At 44.4% G+C, this 19,407-nt stretch carries 20 protein-coding genes and 1 pseudogene; 9 read left to right on the top strand and 12 right to left on the bottom strand.

Annotation, left to right across the window (positions count from 1 at the left end):
• Positions 1-13 precede the first annotated feature (13 nt).
• The gene (locus INP83_RS11100) at positions 14-298 is read right to left on the bottom strand and encodes a hypothetical protein (RefSeq protein ID WP_219123980.1); all 285 of its coding nucleotides are present in this window, start codon (positions 296-298) and stop codon (positions 14-16) included.
• An 865-nt stretch (positions 299-1,163) separates the two neighbouring features.
• On the opposite strand from INP83_RS11100, the gene INP83_RS11095 reads away from it, so the two are divergent.
• From INP83_RS11095 to INP83_RS11080, 4 genes are all read left to right on the top strand, one after another.
• Positions 1,164-1,514, top strand: a complete 351-nt coding sequence (locus INP83_RS11095) for a hypothetical protein (RefSeq protein ID WP_219123979.1) — start codon at positions 1,164-1,166, stop codon at positions 1,512-1,514.
• A gap of 363 nt (positions 1,515-1,877) precedes the next feature.
• Entirely contained in the window at positions 1,878-2,111 is a 234-nt protein-coding gene (locus INP83_RS11090; protein WP_219123977.1) for a hypothetical protein, read from the top strand.
• A gap of 1 nt (position 2,112) precedes the next feature.
• Positions 2,113-3,219, top strand: a complete 1,107-nt coding sequence (locus INP83_RS11085; RefSeq protein WP_219123975.1) for a S1/P1 nuclease — start codon at positions 2,113-2,115, stop codon at positions 3,217-3,219.
• Positions 3,216-3,452: a hypothetical protein gene (locus tag INP83_RS11080; RefSeq protein WP_219123973.1), complete on the top strand. Its 237-nt coding sequence runs from the start codon at positions 3,216-3,218 to the stop codon at positions 3,450-3,452. Before INP83_RS11085 ends, INP83_RS11080 begins: the two co-directional genes overlap by 4 nt.
• Before the next feature lie 142 nt (positions 3,453-3,594).
• Here the strand turns inward: INP83_RS11080 and INP83_RS11075 are convergent, their stop codons facing one another.
• From INP83_RS11075 to INP83_RS11060, 4 genes are all read right to left on the bottom strand, one after another.
• On the bottom strand, positions 3,595-4,089 hold the full coding sequence (locus INP83_RS11075) for a TetR/AcrR family transcriptional regulator (protein WP_219123971.1): 495 nt from the start codon (positions 4,087-4,089) through the stop codon (positions 3,595-3,597).
• A 703-nt stretch (positions 4,090-4,792) separates the two neighbouring features.
• The gene (locus INP83_RS11070) at positions 4,793-5,272 is read right to left on the bottom strand and encodes an ankyrin repeat domain-containing protein (protein WP_219123970.1); all 480 of its coding nucleotides are present in this window, start codon (positions 5,270-5,272) and stop codon (positions 4,793-4,795) included.
• A 14-nt stretch (positions 5,273-5,286) separates the two neighbouring features.
• A complete protein-coding gene (locus INP83_RS11065; RefSeq protein ID WP_219123968.1) occupies positions 5,287-7,497 on the bottom strand; it encodes a catalase in 2,211 nt (736 codons plus the stop codon).
• A gap of 1 nt (position 7,498) precedes the next feature.
• Positions 7,499-8,047 (bottom strand): ferritin-like domain-containing protein, encoded by a 549-nt coding sequence (locus INP83_RS11060; RefSeq protein WP_219123966.1) that lies wholly within the window; start codon positions 8,045-8,047, stop codon positions 7,499-7,501.
• Positions 8,048-8,392: 345 nt separating this feature from the next.
• Between INP83_RS11060 and INP83_RS11055 the strand changes: the two genes are divergently transcribed.
• The gene (locus INP83_RS11055) at positions 8,393-8,761 is read left to right on the top strand and encodes a phage tail protein (RefSeq protein ID WP_219123964.1); all 369 of its coding nucleotides are present in this window, start codon (positions 8,393-8,395) and stop codon (positions 8,759-8,761) included.
• Between the two features lie 70 nt (positions 8,762-8,831).
• Here INP83_RS11055 and INP83_RS11050 read toward each other — a convergent pair whose 3' ends face one another.
• Positions 8,832-9,053 carry a helix-turn-helix domain-containing protein gene (locus tag INP83_RS11050; protein ID WP_219123962.1) on the bottom strand — a complete coding sequence of 74 codons (222 nt, stop codon included), beginning with the start codon at positions 9,051-9,053 and terminating at the stop codon, positions 8,832-8,834.
• A gap of 718 nt (positions 9,054-9,771) precedes the next feature.
• Here INP83_RS11050 and INP83_RS11045 point away from each other — a divergent pair.
• Positions 9,772-10,605: an alpha/beta fold hydrolase gene (locus INP83_RS11045; protein ID WP_219123960.1), complete on the top strand. Its 834-nt coding sequence runs from the start codon at positions 9,772-9,774 to the stop codon at positions 10,603-10,605.
• Positions 10,606-11,320: 715 nt separating this feature from the next.
• Here INP83_RS11045 and INP83_RS11040 read toward each other — a convergent pair.
• From INP83_RS11040 to INP83_RS11025, 4 genes and pseudogenes are all read right to left on the bottom strand, one after another.
• Complete coding sequence (locus INP83_RS11040; protein WP_219123959.1) at positions 11,321-11,548, bottom strand: hypothetical protein; 228 nt, start codon at positions 11,546-11,548, stop codon at positions 11,321-11,323.
• A gap of 62 nt (positions 11,549-11,610) precedes the next feature.
• A pseudogene (locus tag INP83_RS21360) lies at positions 11,611-12,042 on the bottom strand (DoxX family protein); the annotation flags it as partial.
• A 129-nt stretch (positions 12,043-12,171) separates the two neighbouring features.
• Positions 12,172-13,110 (bottom strand): zinc-binding alcohol dehydrogenase family protein, encoded by a 939-nt coding sequence (locus INP83_RS11030; protein WP_255563121.1) that lies wholly within the window; start codon positions 13,108-13,110, stop codon positions 12,172-12,174.
• Between the two features lie 99 nt (positions 13,111-13,209).
• Complete coding sequence (locus tag INP83_RS11025) at positions 13,210-13,794, bottom strand: Crp/Fnr family transcriptional regulator (protein ID WP_219123957.1); 585 nt, start codon at positions 13,792-13,794, stop codon at positions 13,210-13,212.
• Positions 13,795-14,029: 235 nt separating this feature from the next.
• On the opposite strand from INP83_RS11025, the gene INP83_RS11020 reads away from it, so the two are divergent.
• Both INP83_RS11020 and INP83_RS11015 read left to right on the top strand, forming a co-directional pair.
• Positions 14,030-15,631 carry a PAS domain S-box protein gene (locus INP83_RS11020; protein ID WP_255563120.1) on the top strand — a complete coding sequence of 534 codons (1,602 nt, stop codon included), beginning with the start codon at positions 14,030-14,032 and terminating at the stop codon, positions 15,629-15,631.
• The gene (locus tag INP83_RS11015; RefSeq protein ID WP_219123955.1) at positions 15,628-15,984 is read left to right on the top strand and encodes a PleD family two-component system response regulator; all 357 of its coding nucleotides are present in this window, start codon (positions 15,628-15,630) and stop codon (positions 15,982-15,984) included. Before INP83_RS11020 ends, INP83_RS11015 begins: the two co-directional genes overlap by 4 nt.
• A 6-nt stretch (positions 15,985-15,990) precedes the next feature.
• Here the strand turns inward: INP83_RS11015 and INP83_RS11010 are convergent, their stop codons facing one another.
• Positions 15,991-17,019 (bottom strand): PAS domain-containing sensor histidine kinase, encoded by a 1,029-nt coding sequence (locus INP83_RS11010; protein ID WP_219123954.1) that lies wholly within the window; start codon positions 17,017-17,019, stop codon positions 15,991-15,993.
• A 242-nt stretch (positions 17,020-17,261) separates the two neighbouring features.
• Complete coding sequence (locus tag INP83_RS11005; RefSeq protein ID WP_255563119.1) at positions 17,262-17,909, bottom strand: GDSL-type esterase/lipase family protein; 648 nt, start codon at positions 17,907-17,909, stop codon at positions 17,262-17,264.
• Positions 17,910-18,204: 295 nt separating this feature from the next.
• Between INP83_RS11005 and INP83_RS11000 the strand changes: the two genes are divergently transcribed.
• Entirely contained in the window at positions 18,205-19,377 is a 1,173-nt protein-coding gene (locus INP83_RS11000) for a hypothetical protein (RefSeq protein ID WP_219123952.1), read from the top strand.
• The last annotated feature ends 30 nt before the right edge of the window (positions 19,378-19,407 follow it).

Below are 19,407 nucleotides of genomic sequence, written 5' to 3'. Positions count from 1 at the left end.
GCAAGCCAAGCGCCTACAGCTTTCTATCTGCCACCGGCAAATAAGTATGCCTGTTGCTGGCAGCTGCTATGCCGGCCAGCTTTTTCCGGTCAAGAAATAGTTTGGACTTTTCACCAGGCTTTTTCATCGGAGAAATCAAGCCTTCCTTCAACCAGCGGTCTACGTTGCTCCTGCCATAAATGCGATAGGCTTCAGCCTTGCTGACCAACGCGGTGATTGCTCCGCATTGGTCAACGGCTTTCGCCGATCCGCGATGAACAGCATGTTGCATCAGGAATGATATCTCTTCGATGTTCATGGGGACAAAGCAAGCTGATCAGGGATCGCTAAAACAGTGAAAGGGGGTGAAAAAATCCTTTCACCCCCTTTAGGAGAAGGCTGTTCAAATGAACTTCAAAAACCAAATTTCTATCTGTAAATCAACATTTTACGACTTACGATAAAAAAATACAGCACCGCAAACCAAGCGATAGCAGCATTCAAATTCTGGAGCAAAAAATCACCACCTAAATTTTGTGGCGGACAAATCCGAATAACCGTTTAAATCAATGATAGATATTGATTAGAGACTTTTTATTCCCAAAGGAGTTTGAAGTCAAATAATTTGAAAGCATGTAAAATTGCCTTTACCGTGATAGGTCCTGATGAGCAAGAGCCTAGCCCGCCTGTCAATCCAAGATGGGATAGGTTTAATCGTGAAAGCATTTTTCCCGTTTCGGTCAGCTATGGACACTTTCCATTATAAGTCTGTTAAAACGCCTTAATGGATTGTTGAGTTTGTGCATAACCAGCGTATCGTTGATCGGTCCTGACGAGTCGCAATTGCTATTAACGCCGCTTTTTTCCTTTTTTTCTGGAAGTCACGCTGAAAATTAGCTGATCTTACGCCAGTACGCGAGGTGCCAAATGTAGATGATGGCGGCTTTTCCGGGGGTGCGGATAATGAAATGCTTATACTATTGAGCGTGTGTGTTGAATTTCTTTTTTGATACGAATTGAAATAGCCTACTAGCGATAAATATTCAAAGTAACGCAGCGCTTACCTCGATCTCTCAACAAGTTGTTATGTCACAGATCGTTTTCGCGATTGAAAAATAAAGTGCCCCGACATTTGCGATTACTAAAAATATTAGCATAAATTCGTCGTGCTTAATCTTACAAACATGAGTGACTACAAGGTGCAATTATCTGCTGAAGGGACTACGATAGAAAACTTCAGCAGGCCGTTCAAGATGAGGGTGAGGAAAAATGTGAAGTTGACGCAAGATTGCAGCACGGCGCTACTTGAGGCTTCCGTCTATAAGGAAGATGGCAGTTTTGTGCAAACCTGTAGTTACCTGTTTGAAGCTTTAGATAGTCAGGACAAGCCTGTCGCAGATGTGAGTTTGGAGGAGTTCAATCGTGCCGTCGATTTTTTTTTCACCTCGTTGCTGGATACCGAATTTTATGTTAAACGTATACCGCGCACATCCAGCCTCTGTCCTCCGGCAATGCAAGCATTTAAGTTTGATTGATACTGGATTTATGGGAAAGAAGTATCGCTTCAGGCAAGTGTTCATTATTTGCCAGGATAAGCAAATCATCAACTCTACACAAAATAAAACAGTCGTCTACAAAAGCAGGAGCGACGCTGAGGAGCGGTGTGAAAACACCATTGCTGAGTACAGGCCATACGAAATGAGTAATCCTTTTTCAGGAGGTCAAAATTTGAAGTAGAGGGTTTCTATTTGGTGCATGAGAGCTTGTATGATGAGTTGCTGAAAAATGTAGCGAAGGTGAGTTTGAAAGTCTTGAAATGAATCATCGTTCATCTTCGCAGCTCCGGCGTCGAAGGATAAATTTGAAATTCAGGAGCGATTTCAATTACTTTGCAGTCCATGACCCAGCTTGAATTCAACGCACTCGATTTACCGGAAAAGGCCGAGGCTGTATGGCTTGGCACGTTCCTGGCAGACCGTGAGGCCGAAGGGATGGTGGTCCAGTTATACGCGCTCACAGGTTTTTATGTCGAAGTTTATTATGACCGGAAAACTAATAAAATCGCGGACCTGCGTTCTTTTACAGCGACTCAACAACTGGCTCCCTACCTCTCGCAGATCAATTTTTTTTAAAATGAAGAGAAGTTTGTTATTTATCGCCGCCATATCCGGCATCTTGACCCTGGCCTCCTGGGGATACATAGGCCATCGTGCCATTGCCATGATCGCTCAAAAGCATTTGTCCAGTAATACGGCCTATGTGGTTTCCGCATACCTGAAGGGAGATGTTATGTCAGACGTTGCCACCTGGGCAGATGAGCACCGAGATCCTAAAACAGCATCCTGGCACTATCTGAATTTGCCTTCAGGCCTGGATCATGATGCTTTTGTGAAGGCGGTCATAGAAAGTGATGACAATGTTTACACCGCCATCCTAAAAACAGAAGCCAGTATAAAGGACAAAAATGTTCCTGCTAACGCAAAAAATGAGGCATTGAAATACCTGATCCACCTTATCGGGGATGCGCACCAACCGATGCATGTCAGTCGGAAAGAGGACAAGGGCGGAAATACCATACAAGTACGCTACGACGACAAGGGGACGAACCTGCACAGCTTGTGGGACAGCAAATTGATCGAACACGAAGGCTTGACGGAGCAGGAGATCTTGAAACGGTACGATAACGCAACTGCAGCAGAGATCAGGAAATGGCAGTCCGACAGCCCGGTGGAATGGCTTTGGGAAAGCTATCAGATCAGCGCTGAGCTGTACACCCTAACAAAATCAGGGAAAACGATCAATGATGCTTATTATCAAAAATACATTCAGGTCGTCCATCACCGGATTGTACAGGCGGGAATACGACTTGCGGGGGAACTGAACAAGCTATTGAATAATGCAAATCCGCCAGCTGCAGACCTGACGATACCGGCCGAGAATAATGCAACCCAAGCTGTAGCTGATAGAAATATTGCTTTAAAAAACATTGCAGGCTTTGTTGGCCAGCGCATTAGTACCAGCGGCAAGGTCTATAGTTTAAAGGATATCGGCAGTATGGTGTTGGTGAATTTGGGCGGGGCTTACCCCAATCAGTTACTGACACTTGCCCTGAAAGGTAAAGCTAAAGCATTAGGCCTCCAATTGGCTGATAAGACCATAACGGTAACCGGGGATGTTGTCAATTATAAAGGTAAACCTGAGATTGTTGTAAGCGATCCTGGAAACATCAAAATTCGATGAACGGGCCGTTTCTCATTACGGTTACCTGGCAAGGCGCAGAACAGGAATATAAAGCGCGGTTCGAACGTTGGGGCTATACGCACCGGATCTCGGTATTGATAGCGGAAACGATGGTCGTTTTTGAGCCAGACGAGGAAGGTGGATATCGTGCGTTGAATACGGCGGATACGGCTGAAATCCCAATGGAAATCTTGCAAAGGGTAGCCGAGAAACTGGTAGCACTAAGCCGCTAAATCCAGAGATATTTTGAGTTGTAGAAGTCTCATATTACCATCTTTACCGCATACAGGCTTTAAATCGGCTTTAGAAGATTAACAGTATACGGCTTATCGGTGACTTTGGATCAGGTATGCTATTTTAACGGTTGAGACAAGATCATTCATAAACCCATTCGATAATTTGCTTCAGCGCATTTTTGATTTCGGACGCACCCTTTTCCGTATTGATGTCGATCCCACACATGGTTGCAACGTTCATTCTAGCCTGTAGCGTCAGGTAGTAAATGCTACTGATAGCAATTCCTATCTCCGCGCGGGGGTTTTTGCCTTTACCTTCAAAGTGATCATCGATCAGTGCCCTGAATAATTCATCACCAAGCGCTTCGCGTTCCATGTCCAGGTCTTGGAGTGGAATACGATTTTCAGATGGTCCCCAGTTGATGATTTTTCGCATTTCTTCATTTGACATCAAAGAATCGAACTGCTGATCGATAAGTTCATTCACTGTTTTTTTGCCGAAATCCGCTTTGCTTTGCGCGATCAGGACATCTTTTTCTTCCGGGCTGACTGTCCAATAGTCCCTGCTGTTCAAATATACCTTGATCAATCCTTCAAATCCTCCAAAATAATTGTAAATAAGTTCCCGATCCAAATTTGCCCTTGCGGCAAACTTTTGGACAGTGGTTGGATAATCAAGCTTCCATATTCGTGGTGATAAAACCTACCTATTTCGTCGATTGGCTAACTTAGCATTATTTTCACTTTGTTCTTCTATCAAAAGAGCAAATTTCTCGACACGATTTAATCCTTTGACTAACAGCAGGTGTTTGGAATTTATTTTTATATTTTTATTGGTTTTGCAGAAGATTACCAAAATGGCTGTATAGGTTTAATCGTAAAGCTAATTGACGTTTAGCAACAGCTCTGAGTAATGTATCAAAACAAAACGATTGGTTTCTATCCGCCTGCGCTCTCTAACTGCAACAAGATTGACCTTGTCGGTCAGATGTCAGCAGATGGCGCAAGTCAGCGACAAGTGAAATATGCATAACAGTAATCTGTTTTCAACCTCATTTCCTAAAAGTCTAAAGGCTCACTCGCTTTGATCGGTTTCGAAAAGTGGTCTACAAGCATTTCTTAGCAGGATTTTTAAGGAAAGATACTCCAAACTCAGCCAACATCATAGATAACGTATCTCAAGTAATACGATACCTATAGATGTCGAGAATGCAAGTTTCAGCTAATTCGGCTGAGCGAATAACTGACCAGTTTAAACGCTAAGAAATACAGGGTTGAGAAGCAGACTTTTTCAATGTTAATTCGTCATCGCTGATCAAACATCAAATTCACCCAGCCTATTGATAGTTTTCCAGCATGACAATACCGTCTTCATTGCCTTGCTGCGCAGCCAAATCAAACACGGACATACCACGGTTATCCAGTAGCGTTATATCTGCACCGTGTTCCAATAACAACTTGAGTAACTGATTGCGGCCAAACATAGCCGCGAACATAAGCGCTGTTCCACCGTTTCCATGCTGCCGGTTTAGGTCTGCGCCATTTTCGATGAGTAACTCCACGATCTCCGGATAACCTTTGAAGCAAGCACCCATCAGCGCTGTATTACCACCAAAGTCTGCAGCATTAGGGTCTGCACCCGCCTTTAGAAGATGTTCAGCTGCTTCCAGTCGGTTGTTGTAACAGGCAATGATCAGCGGCGTATACCCTTTCTCATCAGTCGCATTCAAATCCGTCTTAGCATTGATCAGGTCTTTTAAAGCATCAACGTCGCCCGTCCGGGCGGCGTTGATGATCGCTTGGATCGTTTCATTCATAGATACGGTATCAATTATGCAGGTATCAACCTCGGTTTTTCACGCTCCCAAAAACGGTGTTGCGATATCATTTTGATCAGCAACGTTGTAAAGTTTTTATCGACCTTCCCAACCAGTATTCCTTCTCGTAATACTGATTCTTCAGAAAAATCAGGAGGCAGCTTTTTACTGAAGTAGGTAGCGTCGATCACTTGCGTTGCATCTTCTGCCGCAGCAATCGGTTTGCAATGTTTGAATGCCTCATTTAAAAAGTGAATAGCATTGGCTTCTGCTTCCAGCGTGGCCACCGCATTGGTGCCGCCTGCGACATAAACAGCGTCAAACAGCACGGAAGCAGCGGTGAGGAAACTTTGATCCACCATGATCTGCGTGTCGTCCGTAGCGGTTATAAAACCTTGCCGCGGTGCGATCACTTCCACGGTCGCTCCCTCAGCCGATAACGCATCTTTAATTAAAGTTATAGAATCAGCATCTGCGCCATCTGCGGCCAGCAACGCTATTTTGCGGCTTTTGATGGAGTCTTTTACCGTATTGGCCATACTTAAAGCTTCTGAACTGGTGAGCGCGCCATCTACCTGTACCGATTGGTAATGTGACGGATCTCCGTCAGCAGGAATACTTTGATTGGTAGGTAACACTTCCGGCAGGTGTAATCCTAATCCATACGCTACCTGGGTTGCAAGGCCTTTGTCTATCTGTAACAGTATGCCTAACATTCGCTCACGAATAGCGATGGTTTTTACTTTTCCCAACTCGAAAGTAAGTGCGTCAACAAGGTGATTCTTTTCCGGGTCTGACTGGCTATTGAAAAACAACCTGGCCTGGCTAAAGTGATCAAAAAAGCTCCTGTTGCGCAGGCGCTCTTTGCGGGCTTCAATCCGTTCGCGGTAGCTCACAAATCCGCCTGATGATTCTTTGACCTGCTGCGGATCATTGCCACCTAATGAGTTTGGGTTGTAGCTGGTTTTACCCCGATTGATGGTTTGGCGCATAAAGCCGTCGCGCTGGTTATTATGTACCGGCACAATTGGACGGTTGATCGGGATCTCTTGGAAGTTAGGTCCTCCTAAACGGGTCAGCTGCGTATCTGTATAGGAGAACAAACGGCCTTGCAAGAGCGGGTCATTTGTAAAATCTATACCCGGCACTACGTGCCCGATATGGTAAGCGATCTGTTCAGTCTCGGCAAAAAAGTTATCCGGGTTACGGTTCAGCGTCAATTTACCAACGCGTTGCACGGGAACCAATTCTTCGGGTACAAGCTTGGTTGAGTCGAGCAGATCAAAATCATATTTAAATTCATCCTCTTCTGGGATGATCTGTAAGCCAAGTTCATATTCGGGAAAGTTACCGCTTTCAATGGCATCCCATAGATCGCGGCGATGAAAATCAGGGTCTTTTCCAGAAATGTTTTGCGCTTCGTCCCAGGCAACTGAATGGACACCCAATAATGGTTTCCAATGGAATTTTACGAAACTGGCTTTACCTTCAGCGTTGATCAGGCGGAAGGTATGAACGCCAAACCCTTCCATCATACGGTAACTGCGCGGAAGCGCACGGTCACTCATCGCCCACATGATCATATGCGCGGATTCGGGCATCAAAGATATAAAATCCCAAAAGGTATCATGAGCGGAAGCGGCCTGCGGGATTTCGTTATCAGGCTCAGGCTTAACCGCGTGGATCAGGTCGGGAAATTTGATCGCATCCTGGATAAAGAATACCGGCATATTGTTACCTACCAAATCAAAATTCCCTTCAGCCGTGTAAAACTTCGTCGCGAAACCGCGCACATCACGAGCCAGATCGGAAGAACCTCTTGAGCCGGCAACCGTGGAAAAACGAACAAACACCGGCGTTTCTACTTCGGTATCATTTAAAAAGGCGGCTTTGGTATATTCAGGCAAAGGTTTATACAATTTGAACACGCCGTGAGCGCCGGAACCGCGGGCATGTACCACCCTTTCGGGGATACGCTCATGGTCAAAATGCGTCATCTTTTCGCGGAAGAGGAAATCTTCCAGCAAGGACGGACCACGATCTCCCGCCTTTAAGGAATTTTGATCATCATTGATCGGTAGTCCGGTGTTGGTATTCATCTTTTCGCCAGCAGCATCAGCTGTATGGTGTGCAAGATTTTGCGTTTTTGCGTTTTCGGGTTGCGGTGCCAACTGTTTGTCGACAGCTGCTTCGGTGCCCGTTTTAGGTGAGGGTTTCTTTGCCATGTTATGCTTCGTTTGCTGCTGTGTAGTTGATGTCGCTCTCTGCAACCTGTGTTAATTTCTCATCTGCTGCTTTCTCTTCTGCCAAAGTCTCTGCAAGCAATGCTGCAACGTCATCCAAGCCCAGCGTAACTGCCAACTGATGCAATCCACCATAGGTAGCGATCTCATAATGTTCGACTTTTTGAGAAGCCAGAATTATACCCACATCGCGTGTCGCTGTGCCGGCCTCAGTACTTTCAATGATGCTTTCTCCCTCTTTAGACAGGCCCTCCATGGCATCGCATTTCTGCGCCTGTACTTTTTCATCCAGGAGTTCAAAGACTTGCTCCAGTCGTGATACATGGGTTTTCGTTTCTTCCAAATGTTCGGTAATGCCTTTGGCAAGCGCTTTTGACGTTGCTGCGGCAATCATCTTCGGCAGGGTTTTTACCAGGTGGTTCTCTGCCCAATAAATATCTTTGATGCCATCTGTGAACAACTCCAGCAAAGCCGGCTGTTCTTTGGGAGATGTTTTAGTGCTGAATTTTGGTTCCCCTGATTCTTTCTTCATGATAATCAAAAAATAAAAATGTATGGATGGTGGATATTGGTTTGATCTGCAAAAAAAACTGGGGCTGCGGCAAAGAGTAGTCCAATCTAAACCCTCAGATCAACTATTTGTTCTTTATTTTATTTAATATTTAAACATTTGAATTATTATCAAAACATGATACCTTAAATCAAAGCCCTTTAGTGCACCCTGCGTATCTGATAACACGGTCATCAACAACAGGCATAATTCAGCTCACCACATATGCTGTTTAAAAAATGATATCTTGAGATCATGAAATATTCCGCTGAATCATGACTGTTTTACTTTGAACTACATTATCAAGACAATAAGGTAATTTTTGACATGGCATCAGGTTTGATTCAAAAGGATGAGGACAAACAAAACGTACTGGAAGATGGAGTTTACGCACACCAGTTGCCTACCGCAATGGCCTCTCAACCTTTGACCTTAAAACATGGGATTATTTCCAAGGATTCCGCCTTATATCATTGGCTATCGAATATCATAGAAGGAAACAGACCTATTCAAGTAGCTGATCTGAGATTGATCGTTGCAGACAATCAAGGTAATGACCTTATCGAATGGATAATCGACGGCGCTTACCCGATAAGTCTCTCTCTAAATTCCGGCATTTCAGATGATCATACGGCTTTGATCGAGGAAGTGACCATGGCGTATAGAAGCTTAGTTCAAACCGGATGTTCAGCTTAGTTTTCGCGGAAATTCTTTACTTCAGCAGGTATTTCAATCTTTTGATCACTTGTAGGAAAGTTTTCCGCGATTAAATTATAATTATGTCACTGATCTTTACATCAAAAATTACAGCTATAGCATAAATGTGTTCTAATTTCACAGTTGTATAGCCTAACTCGAACTTACTATAAGCATTCTGAGAGATGAACAATCTATCAGCCATAAAACGCTGACTAAGTCCTCGTGCTTCACGCATTTTTCGAACGTTGATTAAAGTTTGATTTGTTTTTTCGATGTATAATTTTCTCATCCTTTCCTGGGCTTTAAGATCATATACCCATGAAAGAGGTTATAAGACTGAAAGTACAATGCCTTTACAACAATAGTGCCGATTGACGAGACGCTCATTCACCAGCTATTGGCTAAGGTTGATGTTTTTTTCCTTCTTATGAAAAAAATACATATCATTGATTTTCATAGGAAAATGCCGGAGCGCGAGGCAAAGGCTTTATATTTTACTTAATAGCTAAAATGTCCTAACCGTAATCTTCAAATAATTTTAATTTCGAACAGCCTAGCGGCTGTCAGGTTGTTATATCCGCGTTCAATTTTACTGTATGAAATCTGTGATATGTGCAACCTTCCGGCACAATATTCCTATGTGTGATTAAGTCCTAAGCGTCTATTTTTAATTTGATCGGCAACAATGCTGACTTGTTGCGCTGTGGTTACTTTGATCATTTTACTAGGGTAAAATCATTTGCGAACAAATTTTAGCACATAAAATCCGGTTAGATATTGGATATACCCTAAATCATTGACCAAACAAATAATCATACCTTCCAGGACCACGATTTATTGTGTGCTCGTATGACTATAGGCAAATGGTATGGACAATCTTGAATAATTTTTTGTTGCCATTTGTGTGAATAGGCTATCAATATTTTGGTTTTAATTTGGTTGTAAGAAGTTGAGTTTCGAAACCGGAACATTTGTTTGCATTCCATGTTGACCAATAAACATCTCTTATGAAATTCATTACCAGCAAAAATTCGGATGGAACCGAAACGAAAATTTTTTATGAGGACCTTGGTGCCGGCAGGCCAGTGATACTCATACACGGATGGCCTCTTGATCACACGATGTGGGATTACCAGATTGCAGCATTGACCGACGCAGGTTTTCGGTGCATCGCTTACGATCGCAGAGGTTTCGGCAAATCCAATAAGCCTTTGGATGGATATGATTATGATACCCTGACCGAAGATTTGAGAACGTTAATCGATGAACTGCAGCTCGAAGATGCCGTACTCGTTGGTTTTTCCATGGGCGGCGGCGAGGTAGTCAAGTATTTTGCAAACTACGGTGGCAAAGGCGTCACCAAAGCAGTATTGATCAGTTCGATTGCTCCGTTCATGTTGCAAACCGAGGATAATCCGGATGGTGTGCCACAAGCCAAGATTGATGAGATCGCTGCAAACCTACAAGCCGACAGACCTGGCTTTCTCGGTACGTTCGGCAAGCAATTTTATGGTGTAGGTCTTCTCTCTAATCCCGTTAGCAGCGAGCGGCTCACTTATGATTTGATATGTGCCATGCAGGCAACACTTAAATCTACGCTACAATGCGCAACGGCATTCTCGAGTACTGACCTCCGCCCTTATATGTCAAGCATCAACGTGCCAACGTTGGTTATTCACGGCGATAATGATCAAACAGTTCCTATCGCCGCGACCGGTCAGCAAGCAGCTGAGATGATCAGCGGCGCCGAGTTTATCATTTATGAGGGTGAACCGCATGGATTATTTATTACGGCAAAAGACCAACTGAATCAGGACCTGATCGAATTTATACGCCAATAGTTTACTGCTAATCGGTTTGCATAGACCGAGGTTAGCTGTCAGAAATTCTTGAGCAAGCTTTCTGACAGCTACTTAGCTAAAAGCAGCAAATAACTTCACCTGTCCTTCTTTAATCTGCTGATCTTGGTTCGCGCCATTGCTGGAATTTCCGGCAGGCAAATGTCTTAGTGGGATATCGGTCCAAACCACCCGGATCGGACTAAAAGCCAAATGAATCTTTTCGAGTATCACCGGCAAGCGTTCACAGTTTGCAAAATCTGAAATTCCAGCTAATCGGTTTCACTACAAGTCGAAATAAGCAATTGCAGTGACCATGACTAAGCAATCTATATTTCCAACGATACGTGGCAAATATCTTAAATATGCTTTAAGCTGCTGTCGCTAAACCACTATCAGAACGTCATTGCTACAATATATCCTTCTTTGACGAACGCGTTCTTTTGAGACGGTTGATGCACATGATCTTATAGGCTGTAACTTGGTAAAGGCTTACGGCCGGCGCGGTATGAAGGCCGGGCGGCTACGCCAGTAGGTAGTTCAAACCTCTGCATACGTTTAACGATCGATCGTGGCTTATGGATAGTAGTGACTGATCGGCGCTTTCCGATGTACGGTGATACGACAAAGCCTCGTTGATTTGGCAAGGGCTTTGTCGCAGCGTTATATATGCGCATGTAGAGAACAGAGAAAAGCCCGGGCTTCCCGGGCTTGGTTGTTATTGTTTCTTTTTGACTACCGTAGTGGTGGTCTTTTTTGTGGCATTCTTGCTGGATTTGTATCGCATATCCATCGTACCATCCTTTTTTAAGTGCTTGTTAACATTGTATCTGCGATCAAGCTTGCCGCTTTTGGTCAATTTTGTGCTGTCCTGATAAGTTCCGGCAAATGTGATGCTTGACACTCCGAGCATGAGGGCTACAGCCAGTGAAAGGATCTTTTTCATATTATTATCATAAGGGTTTAATAGTTTAACATCATAAATTAAAATAATGTTTCATGCTACAGTCACGTCAAAGGCCTCATGTTACAGCGTTTGAAGGTGAAGATGATAGGGCTAATCGACTGTGACAACAAAGAATGGCCCCTGTTTACACCGTATATTGAAGTAATTTGTATGATTGTACATCGGCGGATCACGCTACAGTTAATGGCAGCTACAGGTCTGTTTTTGCGAGGTTGGTTGCAGTATGCCCAATAATCCTGGCTGGCATGGTGTTCCCAATAAGCGATCAGCAGCAGTGCTAGCGCAAGCAAAGACGTAGAAGCAGATGATAGGGATTCGCCGGATGCGATGTGCGCTATAAAACCTGGGCTTATCTTGAGGGTGAACCCAGCATCGGCCCACTCTTTCATGATGCGGTTCAAACCAGGAATAAACAAGACGACCGTTCCCAGTATCTTAACTATTGCCAGTTCTACCCTGAAATAATCAGGGAAACCGAAATGGCGGCAAAAACTTTTGCTTCCTCACTGAATAGGTAAGCTTTGGCGTTAACAGCATCCATAAGCTGAACATCAATCTTAACAGCAAGCACGCAACCGTTAGCCATTTCACCATCCGGCTGATCAAACGGTGACTACCAGCCGTTTGCCGCCGGGCACCTGCAGGTCCCATAGCGAACCAATATCTGCTATTGGCACCTGTAAGGTTTCGACTTTCAATTTGCCATCAGCCGCCAAGGCAAAGGTCTCCGGTAAAATATTGTTGAACAGTTCGTCGACCTGCGCTGCGCTCCAGGCTCCCAGACCAGAACCTGTCAATTGTAAATCAGTACCGCGCAAGCTGGCTGCTGAAAGATTGATGAGATCCCACGTCACACTGCCTACAGAAACGAACCTCGTACGAACAGTAAAGTCGCCGTGACCCTTGATGGCCGACAAGATTATTTCGGCTGTACGCCCCCATAAATAATCGATCACTACCTGGATCGGCGTTTTTTGGTGGAGCTCATGTACGGCGGACAAGAAAGCATCATCATTCAATTTTACAGAAATAGCTTCGTCGGCACCTGACAAAAGTAGATCACCTAAAGATTGCCGATCCCGGCCGGTAACGATGGTTTTGCCCGCACCGTAATATTTAGCCAGTTGTAGGGCGACCCTTCCGGTGAAGCCTGTAGCGCCGTTGATGAGTACAGTATCGCCAGACTGTATATTGCCCTTAAATCTCAGGGCCATCGCTGCTCCATAAACAGCGTTAGGTAATGCAGCTGCTGTTGCATCGTCCAGCTTATCAGGTATGGCAACGCAGCGGTGCCTATTGATCGTCGCCTTTTCAGCCAGCATACCGCTGATACCAATAGCATAAACACGATTTCCGTTTGGCAGCATGCAAACGCCGTCTCCCCCAATAACTTTTCCACCGGATCTGGGCTCTGAACTTGCATAGTGCGTGCCATTAACCAGGCCTTTATCAAAATGCTTAATGGCTACGGCCTTGACTTTTACCAGGATCTCATCTTCGTTTTGAGGTTCCGGAACGGAAAATTCTACGTATTGTGGCAATTCGCCTTTCGTATAGATAACTGCAGCTTTCGTTTAGTTGTGTTTTGCTTACAAAGTTGCAGCGGTGTCCATGCTTGAACCATAACATATGTTATGAAATTAGAAATGTGCCTGCCCTTTGGCCAATTTGCTTTTGATGCGGCTCAGATGCACGCTGCTGATTCCTAAATAAGAGGCAATGTAATGCTGCTTTATCCGCTGAACGATGTGCGGGCGCTCTTTAATCAGGCGCTGGTAACGCTCTTCAGGCGTATCCCGGATAAAGGAAACAAACTCACCGGAATAATGGTTAAGGCGGCTGGCCATCATTTTCAGGAACAACATCAAAAAGCCCGGACCAAGCGTCATTTCTTCCAGTAATTCCAACACATAACGCTTAGGTAGCAGGTATACTATCGATGGCTCCATGGACTCGATGGTGAACGGACTCGGCAAATGATTGACAAAGCTATCCAGTGAACTCAACCCCTCTCCTTCAAAAAAAAACTGTACGGTTTTTTCTTCGCCTTTGTTGTTAAAGAAAACGCGCAGACAACCCCGATCTATGTAGATGGCCTGCTGTGAAAACGCGCCTTCCTGTAGTAGCTTCGTTCTGGCCGGGATCTCCAGCCGCTTTTGATGTGGCAGATACCTCTCCCAGTAACTGTTCAACTCCGGAAATTGCTTTTGAAATTGAAAAATCATGGTCCGCTACATTATTTCGTACCACTGTCGGCACTGCACAAATCTAGGAGTTTGGATCAACATTTGACAAACAAAACCTGTCAGGATCAGCCCACTATAAGCTGTATAAGACTTAAGTGACCTCCTGCTGATTGTCCAGGGAGTAATCGATGCGTACAATTTAATTCAATTAGGCATAACCTTAAATTTATTGTGATACAATGCCCCACTTGCACAAGCAGCAATATTTGGCCTGATGATTGTCAGGTATTTGCAAATTGGTACATCAATACTTTTTATGATAGCTGCCGGTCACTCCGGGCCTTTTATGAACGAAGAAAATAAGCACTTTGCCGATCTCAACCAATCCGAAATTCAACTGTTCGCCGCAGCAATGGATGCGACCGTAAATGGGATCGTCATCACCGATAACCGGCAACCCGACAATCCGATCATTTATTGCAACAAGGCCTTCGAGGAACTGACTGGTTATGGTCAGGACGAGATCATCGGTCACAATTGCCGGTTCCTTCAGGGAAACGACCGGGCTCAGGAACAGCGAAAGATCATACGCGAAACGATCCAACGCGGCGAAAACTGTAATGTGGAGATCCGAAACTATAAAAAAGACGGCACACCTTTTTTCAATCAGCTGGTGATTAGCCCGTTGACCGACGCGAATGGCAAGGTGACCCATTTCATCGGTGTGCAAAATGATGTGACCAGGCGACGGGAAGCGGAGCAGGAATTGCAGAAAGAGAAACAATTATTGGAATCCCGAGTAGCTAGCCGGACTAAAGATCTTCAGGAAAGTGAAGAGTATCTGGGGAGTATAGTCGAAACGATCCGGGAAAGCCTCGTCGTTTTGGATGAAGACATCAATGTCTTGTCGGTCAACGAGCATTTCTGTAAATTTTTTAAACTGGAAAGCAAGGAAGTGGTCGGGAAACTGCTTTACGAGATCAGTGACAAAGCATGGGACATACCGGAGTTGCGTGTCGTACTCGAAGATATTCTGCCTCACAGCAATCCATTTGAAGGGTTTGAAGTGGAACATAACTTCCCGCACATCGGCAAACGTTTACTCGTACTCAACGCCCGCCAGATCACTTTAAAAGGTAAATATAAAAACAGAATCCTACTGGCCATGGAGGATTTTACAAATCACCGGGAGACAGAACAGCGCAAAGAGGATTTCATCTCGATAGCCAGCCATGAGATGAAGACGCCCTTAACGACGATCAAAGGTCATATACAAATATTAACAAAACGTGCGAATAAAGCTCATGCTGAGGCCGATCTGAAGTCATTGGCAGTTACCACCAAATCGATCGAACGACTTGATACGCTGATCAATGACCTGCTGGATGTATCCAAAATACAGTCCGGCAAAATGATATTCAACCTAACCGAGTTCAACTTCATGGACGTGGTAAACAATGCAATAGAGGCGGTAAGGGAATCCACGGACACCCATCTGGTTGTGGTAACCGGATCGGCCGACAAAAAGGTCAAAGCCGATTTTTTCCGGCTCGAGCAGGTTCTCATCAATCTACTGACAAATGCCATCAAGTATTCTCCCTCGGCTTCGGAGATCGGTGTGCATTTGAATGTGCTTGGAGGTTTTTTAAAAGTAGCGGTCACCGACAGCGGTGTCGGGGTTAAACGGGAAGATCAAAAAAAGATTTTTGAGCGATTTTACCGCGCTGACAGCGTTCAATATAGTTTCCAGGGTCTGGGGGTAGGTTTATACGTATCTAATCAAATCATTGCAGAACATAACGGCACCCTTTGGGTAGAAAGCGAGGAAGGCCATGGCTCTGTTTTTAATTTCACCATTCCTTACTTAAAAGCGTGATCAAAAAGAAAATATTGGTGTGCGATGATGATCAGGACATCCTCGATCTAGTCGACTTAGTTCTGTCAGACGATTACCAGGTAAAGACAGAGATTGATAGTACCCGCCTGATGCGGAATGCTGATGCATTTCGGCCGGACCTGATACTGCTTGATATGTGGATGCCTAAAATCACAGGGGATCAGTTAACCCGATATATCAAAAATCAACCGGTCACAAAAGAGATACCAGTGATCATTTTCTCCGCTAGCAAAGATGGTGAAAGCAAAGCAATGGATGCCGGTGCCAATGCTTTCATCGCCAAACCATTTGATCTTGATGAGCTTAACGAGCTGATCGGTCGACTTTGCTAGACGGCTTTAATGAGGCAAGGTAATGTAAAAAGACGTGCCATGCCCGTCACTTAACGGCATTGTTCCGATTTTTCCGCCGTGCCTAGCGACAATCTCGGCGCTTAAATACAGGCCTATGCCGCTTCCGGTGATCGCATCGTGGCCATTTTGAACGCGGTAGAACTTGTTGAATATCTGATCTGCTTCGCCCGGTGGAATACCGATGCCATAATCGCGGACCACGATACGCACGTTACTTTCGTCCTGATCGAGGCTGACCTCTACCCGGTCATGATCGGGCGAATATTTTACGGCGTTATTCATGATATTGGTCAATGCCTGACTGAGGCGGTATCTGTCACCGCTAATTTTGGGCAAATCTCCGCTTGACGTCAAATCGATCTGATGACTTTGGCTGACCAGCATGGTATTGGCGATAATTTCTTCTACCAGGTTTTGGAAATCGATCGGCTCTTTCCTGAGGACCATCTCATTTGCCTGAACACTGTCGGCTTGCAGGGCATCGTCCAGAAGCCGTGTGATCTTGTCGGTCGCACTTAGTGCGCGAAAGGCGATCTGTTCATAGTGTCCGTTCCCGGATCTTGCCACAAATCGGTGTAACAATTGCAAATAGCCTTTCACAGCTGACAGGGGCGTCTTCAGCTCATGATTAGCAATATTCAGCACTTCGTCACGAAGGATTTCCAGATCCTTTTTCTCAGTGATATCCAAACTGGTACCGATGATCCGCTGAGCGATACCATTTTCGAAAATCGTCGTTCCGCTGATCTGAAGCCAATGAACACGCTGATCGGCATGCCTTACACGGCATTCAAATGAGTAGATGCCGCAGTTTACATCCAGTGCTGCCTTAAGTGCAGCATCGCGACGACGCAGATCTTCTGGCAAGATCGCATTTTTGATACTATCGATGTTGAATTCGTCGTCGGGGAAGAAACCGAAATTGAGCTTGTTTTGGACCGTTACTTTTAATTCGCAGGTATTTAAATCCCACTCCCAGAAACCCAGTTTCACCTGGTCCAGGGCTATCTGCATATGCTTATCGGTAATTTCCGACGGGTGTAGGTAAGACTTTGACAATGGCTTTAGTATAAGTTAAGCAAGCGTATAAATTAGATCAGATGAAACATGATCTAAGATATAAAGCGTCTAATTGATCTTATGTTTGTGATGTTTAGTAAATGTAGTTTCTCTTTCGATCAATAACTCGATAAGCATTCAATGTTTGACTATATTCCGGATGGAGCAATACCGTTTAAACATTGCGGCCGATATGCTTATTTTGGATTCAAAGTATCAAGCAAGACGCTACTCCAAAGCCGGTAGCCTTCATCGTTGAGATGAAGTCCGTCAGCGTTGAAGTAACTCACCTCCGGTTGCCCCTTAACGTTTAACATGGGTGTAAAAATATCCACCCAATGCCAATTCTGGTGACTGCCTTTGATGGCATCCGCTAAGAGTTCGTTAGCATATTTAAATTGGGCTATCAGCCCCCAGCGCGCGATACTTGGTTTTAGGGAAATAAAATAACATGGAATTGGTCCATACCGTGCCATCACACAATCCGCTAAGTATTTAAACGAAATTGCAACCTCCTGAGGATGGCGTCCATCGGCGAGATCATTATCTCCGGCGTATACAACTATCCGTTCAGGCTGAAATCCATCAGTTATTCGGTCAAAGAACCAAGCACAGGCCGCCAACGTAGAACCACCGAATCCGAGATTTACAGGCTTTAATCCTTTAAAATCATCGGCTAGGGTAGTCCATTGCCTGATTGAAGAACTTCCGTAAAACAAAGTGTCAGGTTCATAATTGAAACTGGCACGCTGATCTTCCAAAAGCTGTATCTCGACTTCGTACCAAAGCATGTTCATATAGTTAAAAGACAAACCTAATAAAATGATAGGTAAAGAATCTATCATGTTAATTAAAAAAGTTTAAATATAGATTGTGTTTTTTTATTTTTCAGAGTGTAGAACCCTAAGTTTTTGCTTATTTTAGAAGTGTCATAAATCCGTTGGCCAAATCACTTTTTATTAAATGTATAAGATGAAAATTAACTGCGCCAACTGTTATCTTTTTTCCGAGCCCAAATGTTGCCGCATAAGCCTTTCGATGCTTAGCGCTGTAAGTACTATTATCGATCAACCTTTGTTTAAAGGGTTCAGCAACAATTGATTTACAATAAATAATAAAACTTTATCAGGACAACGGTTTATGTCGCAAGTTACCTGTACACTGGAAATCGCACAAGCTGCGAATTATAATTTTGACTTAGCGGTGCAGTCCTTTTTACGCATCTGGGTTTCTCAGTATGAAAGCAAAACATTACTGCGATTTGACCAATCATTAGAGGAATATTTAACAAACAACGCACTCAGGGATTTCTTCCTTCATTCTGAAAATCCGTTGAAGGAATTACTCCAATCGGATGTCATTGCGCGTCACCTGAGCCGACGTGCTGATGAAGTTTATTTCGACGAAGTCAGCAGAGATCCGCTGTTTGCGAAAGCGGAACAGCGGATATATAACCTTGCCCACCGATTGAGTAGTGAGCGATTACATGTTCCTTTTCGATCGGTACAACCTGCCAAGCAAACCGAACCAGGTGACACGGCCAATATTGCCAGTTACCCGCCTGACTCTGAAAACTTACGCTACAACAGCGGCAACCATTTTACCAGTCGCCCGGCAAACAGCAATGTTTTTGATGAAAACAGCAAGCGATTCGCGATGAAAGGTGCAGGCCACTTGCAGGTAATTTTTAAAAGGGGCTATCTGGAAGATCGCCTTCAGGAGATCAAAGAGCAAATGATGGCGATGCACGACACCGGTAATCTTGGCTACCAATATTTTGTAATTTGCAGCCGGCATTCACCAAAGGAGGGTCATTTCGGCGCTTCCCTGGTCATCATTGATCCATCAACTCCTCATTTTCCAAAGCGTGTATTAGTCTGTGATACACTAGTTAAAGACTTACCTCATCATCCGCGTTGGTGGATTCACTTCGTAGCCGAGTACACCAATGTATTTGGCGATGCAATAAGCGAAGTTATCGAGGACCTGTCTCATCCCTTGCAAAAAGTTAACGTAAAGGGTGATCAGCCTTACCGTCACGATTGGGATTGCCCCTACTATGTCACAAGCATGACTGAGGCGTTAGCTGATTTGACAACCATAAATCCTGAGCTCGTACTGAAGGGTTGTGCCACCGATATACATAATGAAATGAAAAAATTGATGCAGGATTACTATGAGCCTGATCAATCCGTCAAGGAAAGGCAAAAAATTAGAGAAATTAACCGGCTAAAGCGGTGGAACAGTGGCTTATCCATGATCAGAGACCTCCTGTCCGATGTTACCTGCAATTCGTTACACGAACATAAATAAGCACATGCCGGTTGACAGCATTAATACCAA

The sequence above is a fragment of the Mucilaginibacter sp. 21P genome (assembly GCF_019331605.1).
Classification (GTDB): Bacteria; Bacteroidota; Bacteroidia; order Sphingobacteriales; family Sphingobacteriaceae; genus Mucilaginibacter; species Mucilaginibacter achroorhodeus.
This window is presented reverse-complemented; position numbering and strand designations above follow the sequence as displayed.